The sequence below is a fragment of the Chitinophaga hostae genome, assembly GCF_018224885.1.
Classification (GTDB): domain Bacteria; phylum Bacteroidota; class Bacteroidia; order Chitinophagales; family Chitinophagaceae; genus Chitinophaga; species Chitinophaga hostae.
In genome coordinates, this window is the sequence record NZ_JAGTXB010000007.1 from 275,907 (window position 1) to 289,362 (window position 13,456).

The 13,456-nt window shown below is 48.1% G+C and carries 9 protein-coding genes; 2 read left to right on the forward strand and 7 right to left on the reverse strand.

What is annotated here, in order from left to right:
• Positions 1–13: 13 nt before the first annotated feature.
• From KE626_RS16810 to KE626_RS16830, 5 genes are all read right to left on the reverse strand, one after another.
• On the reverse strand, positions 14–484 hold the full coding sequence (locus tag KE626_RS16810) for a RidA family protein (protein WP_211974083.1): 471 nt from the start codon (positions 482–484) through the stop codon (positions 14–16).
• Between the two features lie 71 nt (positions 485–555).
• Positions 556–1,872, reverse strand: coding sequence for a gluconate:H+ symporter (locus KE626_RS16815; protein ID WP_211974084.1), 1,317 nt, complete (start codon positions 1,870–1,872; stop codon positions 556–558).
• Positions 1,873–2,137: 265 nt separating this feature from the next.
• Positions 2,138–4,441, reverse strand: a complete 2,304-nt coding sequence (locus tag KE626_RS16820) for a glycoside hydrolase family 20 protein (RefSeq protein WP_211974085.1) — start codon at positions 4,439–4,441, stop codon at positions 2,138–2,140.
• A gap of 2 nt (positions 4,442–4,443) precedes the next feature.
• Positions 4,444–6,009: a SusD/RagB family nutrient-binding outer membrane lipoprotein gene (locus KE626_RS16825; protein WP_211974086.1), complete on the reverse strand. Its 1,566-nt coding sequence runs from the start codon at positions 6,007–6,009 to the stop codon at positions 4,444–4,446.
• A gap of 22 nt (positions 6,010–6,031) precedes the next feature.
• Complete coding sequence (locus KE626_RS16830; RefSeq protein ID WP_211974087.1) at positions 6,032–9,205, reverse strand: SusC/RagA family TonB-linked outer membrane protein; 3,174 nt, start codon at positions 9,203–9,205, stop codon at positions 6,032–6,034.
• A gap of 315 nt (positions 9,206–9,520) precedes the next feature.
• On the opposite strand from KE626_RS16830, the gene KE626_RS16835 reads away from it, so the two are divergent.
• Together KE626_RS16835 and KE626_RS16840 are read left to right on the forward strand one after the other, a co-directional pair.
• Positions 9,521–10,306 carry a DeoR/GlpR family DNA-binding transcription regulator gene (locus KE626_RS16835; RefSeq protein WP_211974088.1) on the forward strand — a complete coding sequence of 262 codons (786 nt, stop codon included), beginning with the start codon at positions 9,521–9,523 and terminating at the stop codon, positions 10,304–10,306.
• A 116-nt stretch (positions 10,307–10,422) separates the two neighbouring features.
• Positions 10,423–11,406 (forward strand): YXWGXW repeat-containing protein, encoded by a 984-nt coding sequence (locus KE626_RS16840; RefSeq protein WP_211974089.1) that lies wholly within the window; start codon positions 10,423–10,425, stop codon positions 11,404–11,406.
• Positions 11,407–11,482: 76 nt separating this feature from the next.
• Here KE626_RS16840 and KE626_RS16845 read toward each other — a convergent pair whose 3' ends face one another.
• Positions 11,483–12,280: an SDR family NAD(P)-dependent oxidoreductase gene (locus tag KE626_RS16845; protein ID WP_211974090.1), complete on the reverse strand. Its 798-nt coding sequence runs from the start codon at positions 12,278–12,280 to the stop codon at positions 11,483–11,485.
• A gap of 6 nt (positions 12,281–12,286) precedes the next feature.
• Positions 12,287–13,453 (reverse strand): mandelate racemase/muconate lactonizing enzyme family protein, encoded by a 1,167-nt coding sequence (locus tag KE626_RS16850; protein ID WP_211974091.1) that lies wholly within the window; start codon positions 13,451–13,453, stop codon positions 12,287–12,289.
• Positions 13,454–13,456 lie beyond the last annotated feature (3 nt).

Sequence of the window (13,456 nt, forward strand, 5' to 3'; positions counted from 1 at the left end):
AATCAACAGCTGTCTAGTATAGTTCAAACAAAGCTTCTATTTCCACCGGGATATTATCCGGCAGGGAACCAAATCCTACGGCACTTCTCACACCTACGCCGTTTTCTTCTCCCCAGATAGCTGCAAACAGTTCGCTGCAACCGTTGATAATATAGGGGTGACGCTCAAAATCCGGTGTACAGTTTACCATACCCAATACTTTGATCACACGTTTTACCTTATCCAGGCTGCCGATATGGGTTTTAATTGTAGAAAGCATTGTCAAACCTACCTGCCGGGCTGCGAGCTTGCCCTGTTCCATATCCAGCGCGGCTCCAATACGTCCTATGATCAGTGATTTATCATTCTGCACAGGGCCATGACCGGAGAGATACAGGTATTTACCATCTACCAGGCAAGGCTTGTAAACACCCAATGGCGACGGCGCCGGTGGCAGTACCAATCCAAGGGCCGCTAATTTCTCTTCTGCATGATTGTTTTCCATAGTTGCTGTTTTAGTTTTCTTTTTTTATTTGATTTGATTATGCCGCTTTTATTTTTCCGGAGAAGAATACCTTATACGAACCTTTCTAAAATAAGCACGCCGAGAAGTCCTGCCGTACCTACTATTGTTTCCATGACCGACCAGGACAACAAGGTATTTTTTATACTTAAATTGAAATATTCCTTAAACATCCAGAAGCCTGCATCATTCACGTGCGAAAACATCAGGCTGCCTGCTCCTACCGACAATACCATCAGGTTTGGATTTACGTGCGCCTGTACCATGAGCGGCGCTATCATACCTGCCGCCGTAATACCGGCAATCGTAGCTGATCCCACACATGCCCTGATAATGGCCGCTGTTAACCAGCCCAATACCAGCACCGGTATATGCCACGACTGCATCGCTTCCGCGATCTGCAGGCTTACCCCGCTATCTGCCAGTACCTGTTTCAGCGCGCCCGCGCCGGCAATGATCATCAGGATCATCGCAATATCTTTGATCGCGTCTGCATATATACCCATGATCTTTTTTACAGGTATCTGCTGAAAAACACCCAATGTAAAAGTGGCGATCAGCAAAGCAAACAACATCACGATCTGGGCATCTCCCGCAAATAATATCCAACGTTTGACCTCCGCGCTCCCTTCGCTGAAAAAATGAGTCAGTAAGGTAGTTATTATGAGTAAAAATACCGGCAACAATGCCGTCATAAAACTATTACTTTTTCCCGGCAAAGATGTTTCATTTACCTCCTGCTGCTGAAACAGCGGTGATGGCGCCGCCGGAATATGCTTGAGATACCGTGCAAAAAACGGTCCCGCCAGTAACAAAGCAGGTATTGCTACCAGCAAACCATACAGCAGCGTGAGCCCCATATTGGCATTGAATTGCGTTACCAGCGCTGTGGGAGAAGGATGCGGCGGCAGAAAACCATGCGTGACAGACAACGCCGCCAACGTTGGCAAACCGATATATACCGCCGGCAACTTATACTGGTATACCACCGAAAAGATCAGCGGCACCATCAGCACAAAACCAACGCCGTAAAATAACGGGATCCCTATAATAAATCCTGCTGTCAACAAAGCCCACTGCATATAACGCGCGCCAAACACCTGCATCAGCGAATTCGCGATTTGACGCGCAGCCCCGCTCTCGGCCACCAGCTTACCTAACATGGCTCCCAGCACGATAATGCTCAGCAATCCCCCAACGGTATCGCCTATACCCTTTTGCAGGGATGCGGGGATCTTGTCGGCCGGAATACCCAGCAACAAAGCCGCCAGTACAGATACCACCAGGAAGGCAATAAACGCATTCAGTTTTCCCCAGGTCAACAAAACAATGAGCACCAGCATGCATAGCAAGACAATCAAAAAGGGCATAAGTGTGAATAGCTTTTAGCTTTTAGCAGTTAGCTTTTAGCAAATGCAGCGAATTGGAAGTTTTGTTCGGTACATTTTGCCAAATGTTGACAACTAAAAGGTTAATAATGAAAAGTTTTTTGCTGTAATTGGTAAAGCGAACTGCTGATAGTTAAAAGCTGGTTCGCTGCATTTGCTAAAAGCTAATGACTATAGCTAAACAGCTGGTTCGCTCCATTCACTAAAAGCTAACAGCTGGTTCGCTGCATTAACTAAAAGCTAACAGCTAATGGCTAACAGCTATTATTACTACTTCCCCCACCAACAACTGACTGTTGCCTCCGGCGCCATATTCACCGGGAGGAATCACTCCTTTGTTGCGCGCCAATACCTTTACAAACCGGGCTTTCACTGGCTTCAGGGGTAGCCGTATCTTGTTGATACCGTTTACCGGGAACGAAGTAGTTGCTGCCAACGGGGCATAGTGTATGCCATCGGCAGATCCTTCAAATTCCAGGGAAACAGGCGCCCACATACGCTGCCAATGATAGTTCAGGCAATTTGCGCCTACTTCCCGGATGGTTTGTTCAGTTCCCAGGTCAATTACTGCTTCCAGGTCTCTGCCGCTGAAACCCAGCCATTGCGCATCGTTATAGCGATCCGATCCTGAAATACCATTTACCAGCAAGCTGGCATCACCGCTGAATTTAGTATTGGGCGGCTGTTTTAGTGTAATACCAGCTCCCGTTGCTTTATTTATCCCGAATGACTGATGAAATAACCGGTGAGTTGGTTGCCCCTGCTGGTACAGCATCGCTTTAACAGTACTGCTTTTTGTAAGTTGTATAGGCTGCCGGTATAACTTGCTGCGCTGACCGGGTGTACTGCCATCAGTCGTATAACGGATCACCGCGGCAGGATCTGTTGTATGAAGAGAAATATACAACTGCCCCGGAGCGAGACTATCGGCCGTAAAATTAATTTCTTCGAAATTATCTGCGGCGGCGATATGCAGCTGTTGCAGCAGCGGATACTGCGCTTTCAAACGGCGGCTGAAATCATTGAAGTCCTTCACCGTTTGCGGCGACCAGGCCCTTTCCGCCATCGCCATCATCCGCGGAAAGATCATGTATTGCGCCTTCGGAATAGTGTTCAGATACTCACTCCATACCTGTCCCTGCATCCCTGCAATATACGGCAGCAGCGCCGTATCTCCGGCAGCCCGTAAGGGGTCATAATTGTACACTTCTTCCAGCGGCGTATAACCTCCTGCCGCTGTTTGCTCTTCGGCGTACAACGACTGGTAATGATCAAAATACAATTCGTCTTCCGGTGTCATAATCACATGGTGTTGCTGTTTAGCCGCCGTTACAGCACCCTCCACACCTCTCCAGCTCATCACGGTAGCACCCGGCGCCAGTCCACCCTCCAGGATTTCATCCCAGCCGATTATCTTTCTTCCTTTGCTTTGTACATAATTGCTGATCCTGCGGATAAAATAACTTTGCAGCTCATGTTCATCCGCCAGGTGTTCCTGCCGCATACGCTGCTGACAGGCAGGGCAATGCGCCCATCTTACCTTCGGACATTCATCCCCACCTATATGGATATACGCGGATGGAAACAATTCCATCACTTCCTCCAGCACATCCTGCAGGAAAATAAACGTACTGTCGTTTCCGGCACAAAACACATCATCAAATATTCCCCAGAACTGCGCGGTTTTATAAGGACCTTTGGTGCAACCCAGCGAAGGATAAGCCGTGAGCGCTGCCAGCGCGTGGCCGGGCATCTCTATTTCAGGGATCACGTTGATATGTCGTTCCGTGGCATAAGCCACTACTGCTTTGATTTCTTCCCGGGTATAATAGCCGCCGTATTTTTTACCATCAAAGCGATGGGGCAGCTCCTTCTTATGACCAATCATTGTCTGATCTCTCCATGCAGCCACGGACTGTAATGCAGGATACTTTTTTATTTCTATGCGCCAGCCCTGATCATCTGTCAGATGCCAGTGGAAATTATTGATCTTATACAACGCCAGCTGATCGATAAATGCTTTGATAAAGCTCACCGGGAAAAAATGCCGGCTTACATCAAGATGCATTCCGCGGTAGCCAAAACGGGGGTAATCACGTATCACCGCTCCCGGCAATGCCAGTTGTGCCGCGCCTTTCAGATGCCATAGCTGCCGCAGGCTTTCAATACCATGTACGATGCCGGCAGCATCGTACGCGGTGATGAGCACCTGTTTGCCGGTAATATGCAGCAGGTATTCCTCGGGCTGTTGTACCAGCAGCGTATCCGTATGTAATACTATTGCGGGCGTTGTCTGCGCAGCACCCGCTTCCGTTTGTGCAAGCGCTCCGCTTGTCGCCTCCGAGATATAATTCCGTAATAAAGCCAGCGCGCCTTCATTGCCGGGATCCGCCACCAAACGGGTATGTGGTGTTATAAAAAAGCTGTCGGTATTATAAACAGCTGTTACAGGCAAAGGAATCAAGGCTGCCTTCGCGGCAGCCTTGATTCCCTGTGACATGGCGGTGTTGCAAACACCTATCAATAATGATATCAGCAATACTCTTTTCATGGTTATTTATCCCACCAAATTCTGGTTGTTAATAAATCTGCGCCCTGTCGTGCTACTGCTTCACGGTAATGTGCACCGTTTATGCCCTGTTCCGCCACAGCATATGGTAAGCGACGTGGTATAGTACCACCGGTGGCATTACCTATATAATTTACCGGCGTCAGTACCGGGAAGCCTGTGCGTCTCCAGTTGGCATAAGCTTCCTGCTCGTCGAGCAATAATGCTGCCCAGAACTGTGTATGGATCTGGTTCATCTGCGCATCGAAAGAGCCTCCGGCATTCAGCGGATGATCTGCTACATATTTATCTATCTTCGCGCCTGCTATTACACCGGCAGGACCAAACAGCCCCCAGTTCTTTAACGCGGCAGTTACGCCGTTGTTATAATACTGTGTTTTATCGCCGGTAATCCAGCCGCGCAGCGACGCTTCACTCAGTAATAAATTGGTCTCCGCATTCGTTAACACCAGCAAAGGAGCAGCGTTGTTTAAAACGGTAGCAGGATTAGGCTCGGAATAGGTAACAAAATCTGCGGTCTTTTTATCGCTGCCATTAGGCATTCCTTTCTGGATAGCGGCGGCTGTATCCGGCACGTTATTATTCCACACTACAGATACTACTCCCAAACGCGGGTCACTGTTCGTTTTCAGGAAATCGATCAATGTTTTGCTGTACTTACCCCATTCTATGTTATCGGCGCCGTGGGAGTTCAGGCTGTAGTCCTGTCCTACGAGTTCGAAAGCCACGGGGTTGTTGTTATATTGCTGCGGACCATTGCTGTAACGCAGCACTGCATTTTCAGCAGCATTCAGGATTACACCGCCTGCCACTGCTTTCTGCACCCAGTCTTTCGCTACCACCTTACCGTCCGTAACTTTGGTGGTACGCATGGCCACTCTCAGCATCAGCGAATAACCAAATTTTTTCCAGGAGGCTACATCACCACCGTATAGCAGATCAGCAGCGCCATAAGTGACGGCGCCAGGTTTGGTATCAAAAGCTTTGATAGCTTCATCCAGTTCCTTCAGCATATCCACATAAATATCCGCCTGGGCATCATATTTTGGCAGGAATACGCTGTTTCTTCCCTGGGTGGCTTCTGAATAAGGCACATCTCCGTAAAGATCGGTGATACGCTGCATCAGCAATACTCTCCAGATACGGGTAGCAGAAAGTTTATTTATGTTATCGGCCGCTTTCTCCGGTGCTTTCAGCGCTGTGATAATTTCCTGCAGCGTGAGAATCGCGTTGGTATAAATATAGCGATAGTAAAAGCTCTGGTAAAAGTCGTTCACCGCATATTTATCACCGGCGCCTGAACCACCGATCTCCTTAGCGATAGAAAAGTGCTGGATATAGTTTCCGCAATGGAGATAAGAAGTATAGAAATACGTTCTGTCATACACCAGGTTTCCTTTCAGTAAACTTTGTGTAAAGAGAAAGTTCACGTTAGGTGTGGTAGATGCATTCGGATTTGTATTGAGTTCCTCAAACCCTTTATCACAGGCTGACAGTCCCAATACTGCCCCCAGGAGTAAAATAAATTTATATCTGGCCAATCGTTGCATGAATAATATTTTTAAGAGTGAACTACAGTTTTACCATCAGGTTTACACCATAACTCCGGGTACGGGGTACACCGAACATCTCAAAGCCTTGTGCATTGGCATTACTGAAGGCCGATTCGGGATCGATGTTAGGTGCGTTCTTGTACAGGATGAGCAGGTTCCTTGCTACGAATGAAACGGTGGCTGACTGCACCTTTGCAAAAGCCAGAGCATTCGTTGGAATGTTGTAGGTCAGGATGACCTGTCTTAATTTAATGAAGCTCGCATCATACACAAATTTTTCGGAGATATTTTTGAAGTTGTCATAATACTGCTGCAACCCGGTGGTATAAGTAAATGTTTTGGTAAACGGCTTATCATCTGTATCCACACCGGTTACGGTTAATCCGTCTTCCCTTCCCGGCAATGTCAGCTTGTTCAGCCCAAAGCGTGTGGCGTATAGGTTTGTACCAGAGTAAACATAACCACCAAACTTGCCATCTATCAGGAAGCTCAGGTTAAACTGTTTATAGCGGAAGCTATTGGTAATACCGCCGGTCCACGGAGCAATACCTGTTCCGAGATCTTTCTGTTCTGTTACTTCGTAGCCGTTGTTTTTATTGTAGATGGTTTGGCCCTGTGCATTTTTCTTTGCACCAAATCCTTTGATCATACTGTAGGGTTTACCTACTTCTGCAAAGAGGAAAGCGTAGCTGTTCACTGCTGCATCCAGCTGCAGTTTATCCAGGCCGTCGTTAAGTTTCAGTACTTCGTTTTTGTTATAGGCAGCGTTAAAGCTTACTTCCCAGGAGAAATCTTTTTTTCTTACGGGTGTACCGGATATCATCAGCTCAATTCCTTTGTTACTCATTTCGCCTACGTTCAGATAAGCGTAGTTATAACCGGAACCTGGAGAGATAGCCGCCTGCATAATATCGTCTGTTGTTTTGCGGTTGTATACCGTCAGATCGGCAGATAACCTGTTATGCAGGAAACGGCCTTCGATGCCTGCTTCCACGGTAGTAGAGGTAAATGGTTTCAGGTCCTGGTTGGGAGCGATCAGCAACCCGGAGCCTACCCCATTTGTTTGCGTTGGTGTTTGCAACGGCTGACCGAGATGTCCGCCACCGGGTACCATGCTGTAAGTCTGGTTCAGCGCGTAGGCCAGGGGCGCGCCGCCACCTACCTGTGCCCAGGATGATCTTACTTTGGCGTAATCGATCCAGGAAGGCATTTTTACCGCCTCGGATAACAGGAAGCTGGCACCTATGGAAGGGTAAAAAATATTATTCTTTTTTGCAGACAACGTAGAGAACCAATCGTTACGGCCGGTCGCGGATATAAAGAGCAGGTCCCTGAAAGACAGATCCACAGAGCCAAACAGGGAATTGGTTCCCTGGTGCTGGTTAACGTTTTTCACGCTCAGGTTTTTTACATTGGACTGATCATAAAAACCCGGTTCGAAGAAACCTTTACCATCAAAAATCACCGCATCCGATTTTGATCTGCGTTGGTTGCCGCCAGCCATAGCTGTTAATCCGAAGTCGCGGCTCAGTTTAGCCTGGTAGTTCAGCGTTAGTTCCCCGTTGGTTTCTGTGATGGCAGTAGTGGATTGCGCATAGAACCCGTCAGACGCATAGGCGGTACCGGTAGGTACCACGCCTACATAACCGGCGTTGGTATAGTCGTGGTTTACACGGCCACGGATGAACAGGTTGTCGAGGATATTATATTTGATACTCAGGTTCCCGATAAAGCGGTTGCGGTTATCATTGTTCTGAAATTTATTAAGAATGAAGTAAGGATTCCCTGCGAAGTCCGAAGGATTCCATTTCACTTCATTTCCATCTTTATCATAGCCGGGATTCATATTGCGTATATCCACAGTGTTGGCCAGCATATAGGTACTCCAGTTCAGGTTACCGGGAGCATCAGACACCCCGCTCCTGTTTTCCGCCTTTTCGATATTATACTGCGCATAGGCTTCTACGCTGAGTTTTTTACTCAGGTTGGAGTTTACGCTGGCAGAGAATATTTTCTTATTCAGGTGCTGATTGGGTACCAGGCCATGATTGTTCATATCAGAGAGAGAAGCGCGGAACGTAGTGTTGTCATCTCCTCCTGACAGCGATACGGTATTGGTAAACGTATTACCCGTGCGGTAAAAGTTTTTGATATTATTCTTTTGCGGAGAATAAGGACGGCTTACACCGTCGAACTGTACCACATCGCTGCCATCCATTTTTGGTCCCCAGGACAGGCGGCCTGCGCTGATTGCAGATGCTTTGTCTGTTGGCTTGGCGCCGTTCTGGCCGGAACCATATTCGTATTGCCAGTCGGGAATGATGGCAGGGGTTTCTGCAGTAAAGGTGGAGTTGTAATCTACACCGATACCTTTCCGCTGAACCCCTTTTTTTGTAGTGATCAGGATAACGCCGTTGGCTGCACGGGCGCCGTAAAGCGCGGCAGCAGGGCCTCCTTTCAACACGGTGATACTTTCAATATCGTCGGCATTGATGCCCCCGATACCATCGCCGCGGTCACTGTTCAGCCCGATGGCCCCGTTACCGCTGGCCGGCACGCTTTGCGTGGTGTTATCGATGGGCATCCCGTTGATCACATACAGCGGCTGACTCTCTCCGTTCAGCGAACCCGTACCGCGTATGATGACACGGCTGGAGCTGCCGGGACCGGAAGCGAGACTGGCAGCATTCACACCGGCGATTTTTCCGGTCAATGCATCTGCCACATTGATTTCACGGGCCTGGGTGAATTCGCTTCCCTTTACTTCTGTAACGGCATAGGCCAGCGCTTTCTTATCTTTCTTGATACCCAAAGCCGTTACCACCAGCTCTCCCAACGCTTTTGAGGCTACGTCGAGCTGAATGGCGATCCGGGTTTGTCCCGGCGCAACCTTTACTTCCTTCCTTTCATATCCTATATAGGTAACCGCCAGGGTAATATCTCCGGTATGTGCAGCCGGGATATTCAAAGTGAATTTACCCGTGGCATCGGTAACAGCGCCCACACCTTTTGCAGATAAGAGGGAAATGGTGGCGCCAATAATTTGCTGTCCATCCGGACCTTTTACCGTACCGGAAATGGGTGATGGTTTGTTGGCAGGTACCTGTGCAAAACTTCCAAAACAAAACAGCAGGCCGACTACAGGCAGTATTAGTTTTGTGAAAGTTGCCAGTTTTATGACATTTTTCATCATTGTGGTTTGGTTGATAGTTCTTTCAAATAATGCGGAAATACTGCTCTAAAATAGACAATTCAATCATTTTTGCAAATTTTTTGCAATAAATAATTGCAAATTATGCATCCACAAGAAATCATTATCAACTTAATACATTGATAATTAAATATTTAATAATTTACATTATTTGCAGAAAAATTATTTTTTGTAATAAAAGTGCAAAATCAGGACTGATCCTATATTTTTGCGCTAGTATTATTTTACCCGGCAGTCCGAATCTTTGTAAATGCTGGGATTTTTAAGTATCATCACCTTTTGAATCGTCGCAACGCTATGGATAGTACTAACACCCAGGATCAGCTTCCTCCTGTTTCGCTTACCAAAAAGGCAAGGAAACAGTTAATTATACAGCAGGTAAACATCCACACCCGTATTACTTATACGGAGCTGGTAAGCCTGATCAATGTATCAGAGGATACCATCCGTCGTGATGTGAATGAACTCGCAGACGACGGGGAAGTAGTGAAGATCAAGGGGGGAGCGATGTCTATTGCCTATCATTACGGACATGAGTCGCAGACATATGCCCAGAACAACAAGCTGGTGATTGCGGAAAAAACGCTGCAGCTGCTCCGCGACGATATGATTGTACTGATTGGAGGAGGCACCACCATCCGGGAATTTATCAAAAAAATTCCGGCTACACTCCGCGCCACTTTTATCACGGTAAACGTGTTATCGGCAGTAGAGCTCCTGGATAAGCCTATGATAAAGACGATTGTAATAGGCGGGCAAATTTCTGCCTATAGCCAGATGACGGTGAGTGGTGAAGTGTTTGAATACCTCTCAAATATAAAAGCCGATCTCTGTATTATCGGTACCAACGCTATAGACCCGGTAAACGGTTTAACAGACTCAGACTGGGAAACCATACAGGTTAAAAAAGCCATGATCAAGGCCACAGAAAAAGTTGCCATCCTTGCTATTTCCGAGAAATTAAATTCTTCTATGAAAATGAAAATAGCAGACCTGCAGGACATCCATTATCTTATTACCGAACTGCCGGCAGAAAGCCCGGAACTACAGGCTTATAAGGCGAAGAACCTGACAATTTTGTAACAAGGTTCGTAAAGCTCATCCCTTCTTATACACTTCCTGTTGCGCGCATTATTGGTTTGTTTTTTAAACTTCCGTTCCGCTATCCCGTCCAATACCTGGAATAAGCACAACAAACCATGAAAAAGATAATCATCGCTTTGCTGCTGTTTACAGCAGTTGCAGGAAGCGGATCAACAGCATACGCGCAGGTAAGTGTTGGCGTATCCATCCGGGTAGCTCCTCCTGCGTTACCCGTGTATACACAACCTCCTTGTCCATACGATGGATATATCTGGACTCCCGGCTACTGGGCTTACGGCCCGGCAGGCTACTACTGGATACCGGGCGTATGGGTGCGGCCGCCACGCTTTGGCGTATTGTGGACACCAGGCTACTGGGGATTTATAGGCGGTATCTACAGCTGGCATGCCGGTTACTGGGGACCTCATGTTGGATTCTATGGTGGTGTTAACTACGGTTACGGCTATACGGGATCAGGATTCTACGGTGGTATGTGGAGGGGAAATGTATATCATTACAACACTGCCTATGCGAATATCAACACACGGGTAGTACATAACACCTACGTTAATAATACCATCATCAATAACAGAACGGTTATCAATAACCGCAGCAGTTTCAATGGAGCCGGCGGTATCAATGCCAGACCAGGCCGGGAAGAACAGGTAGCCATGCGGGAACAGCATACACAAGCCACTTCCGACCAGGTATCGCATGAACAGGCAGCACGAAACGACAGGCGCCAGCTGGCATCCGTGAATCACGGTAACCCGGCGAATTCATTTCATCGTGCAAACGACGGAGCCGCGCATTCAAACAACAACGCACAAAATCATTTTGCCAGCGTGAATAAACCGGCTAACAGCAACGGTGAGCGAAATCATTTTGCCGCCGTGAACAGACCAGGTAACAACAACAGCGCACAAAATCATTTTAATGCGCCAAGGGGAGAAAATCACTTCAACGCAGCGCCGCGGGGAGAAAATCATTTTAACAATAATGGCGGCAACCGGCAGATGGCCATTCGCCAGCAGCATTTTTCGCAATCGCGTATGTCGGGCGGCCATATGCAACATGGCAGCGGTCATGGACGACATTAATCATCCATTCCCTTTCATCCGGACACATAAAAAAAACAGCAGGATATACACCCTGCTGTTTTTTTATGAATAGTTTTCAGGGATGTTCATCCTGCAGTAATGCCGACCTTCCTCCGTCCAGCAAGTAAGTGGTACCGGAGGCAAATCCGCCATATTCTCCGGCGAGAAATACACACCAGGCTCCTGCTTCTTCCGCAGTGCCAATCCGTTTTACCGGGTGCAATGCTTCCGTACGCGCCCGTTCTTCAGCAGGATCATTGAAAGAAGCGAACCATTGCTGGTTACCCGGCGTATCAATAAATCCCGGCGCCAGGCCCACTACCCTCACCGCAGGCGCCCATTCAATGGCCAGGGCCCGTACCAGGCCGGTAAGCGCGGTTTTGGTAACGTTGTAGGGAAAGCATCCGGGCATCGTGGCATAGGCCTGGTTAGAGCTGATAATGATAATTACGCCGGCACCATTTGCTGCAAGATAAGGCCGGCATAACCTGCAAAGGCGCCAGTGAGCGGAAAGATTCAGTTCCATATTCTGCTGCCATACCGGCTCCGTGCAATTAGTGGCGCCTTCAAAAAAATTAGCACCGGCATTGGATACCAGGATATCTATTCTGCTCCAGGCAGCCAATGCGGCATCAACCCATAACTCCTGTTGAGCAGCGTCGGTCACATCTGTTTGCGTATACATCGCTGCAGCGCCTGCCGCCTGCATTGCGCTCAGAAAAGCCAGGGCAGCGGGGCTGTCGGCCGGCTCCAGTCCGCAGCCTGCTACTTTCGCTTCAGCCCTTCCCATCATCACCGCAATACCTTTTCCGATACCGGAGGTAACACCGGATACAAGAACTACTTTTCCGCTTAATGATATTTGTAATGCCATAATCTACTAAACATAAAATCCGGGCCGGGGTTGTAATATCCCCGGATGTTTTTCCATTTCTGCAGCTACCAGGTCCACCCCTAGACCCGGTCTGTCCGATAAATGCAGGTGCCCGTTGCTGATCATCGGCTTGATAGGATGATCAATCACAGTATCTCTCCAGGGAACATCATTAAACATAAATTCCTGCCGGAAGAAATTAGGTACCGATGCACATACATGCGCACTGGCGAGGGTAGACAAAGGACCATTAGGATTATGCGGCGCCAGCAAAACATTATACGCTTCCATCATCGTGGCCATCCGCTTCATTTCCGACGGACCGCCACAACGCGTGATATCGGGCATAATAATATCGCATAACTGCTTTTCCAATACCTGCCGGATACCATGACGCGTATAATGCCGCTCTCCCACACAAATGGCAACATTGCCCGGCAGCCGCTCCCGCACTGCTTTCAGGGTATCTGCACTTTCAGGCCCCACCGGTTCTTCATACCAGGTAATATCCAAGGCAGCCAGTCTTTGCGCCATTTTCACCGCCACCCTGAAATTTAGCATGGCATGGGTTTCTATCATAATGTCAAACTCCGGCCCCACCGCCTCTCTTACCGCCCTGCTTACCTCAAAAGCCAGGTCCTGCTGTGCTGCCGTAAGATTCAGACTGGCGGAAAGATCCTCTCCATAAAAATAATTTACATGGGCGAAAGGATCGAATTTCAAACCGGTGAAACCGGCAGCTTTCACCTGTAATGCCTGCGCAGCATAATCTTCCGGCGTATGCGCACCGCCGGTAAACCAATAATTGGCATACAGCTGAATATCCTTGCGGAAAGCGCCTCCCAGCAATTCATAACATGGCACGCCGAGTACTTTAGCTTTCAGATCCAGCAGAGCCATATCGATACCACTGATCGCACAAAGACTCGCTCCGTAAGGACCTATCCAGTTCAGATCGCGGTAAAGTTTTGTCCAGATGAAATCCGTGCGCATAGGATCCATGCCTGTTATACGATCTCCTACATGTTTGGCGGCATGGTAAACGATAGGACTTCCCGGCCAGTTGGTGGCTTCTCCCACACCGGTATAACCTTCGTCCGTATAAATTTTCAACAGGGTCCAGTTATACTTGACACCTTCCACCAGCCATACCTTAACATCAGTTATTTTCATATG

Bases quoted from the DNA above. Each gene is read 5' to 3' on its own strand.
- KE626_RS16815 (WP_211974084.1), bottom strand. From the start codon at position 1,872: ATGCCCTTTTTGATTGTCTTGCTATGCATGCTGGTGCTCATTGTTTTG.
- KE626_RS16830 (WP_211974087.1), bottom strand. From the start codon at position 9,205: ATGATGAAAAATGTCATAAAACTGGCAACTTTCACAAAACTAATACTG.
- KE626_RS16825 (WP_211974086.1), bottom strand. From the start codon at position 6,009: ATGCAACGATTGGCCAGATATAAATTTATTTTACTCCTGGGGGCAGTA.
- KE626_RS16845 (WP_211974090.1), bottom strand. From the start codon at position 12,280: ATGGCATTACAAATATCATTAAGCGGAAAAGTAGTTCTTGTATCCGGT.
- KE626_RS16835 (WP_211974088.1), top strand. From the start codon at position 9,521: ATGGATAGTACTAACACCCAGGATCAGCTTCCTCCTGTTTCGCTTACC.
- KE626_RS16850 (WP_211974091.1), bottom strand. From the start codon at position 13,453: ATGAAAATAACTGATGTTAAGGTATGGCTGGTGGAAGGTGTCAAGTAT.
- KE626_RS16840 (WP_211974089.1), top strand. From the start codon at position 10,423: ATGAAAAAGATAATCATCGCTTTGCTGCTGTTTACAGCAGTTGCAGGA.
- KE626_RS16820 (WP_211974085.1), bottom strand. From the start codon at position 4,441: ATGAAAAGAGTATTGCTGATATCATTATTGATAGGTGTTTGCAACACC.
- KE626_RS16810 (WP_211974083.1), bottom strand. From the start codon at position 484: ATGGAAAACAATCATGCAGAAGAGAAATTAGCGGCCCTTGGATTGGTA.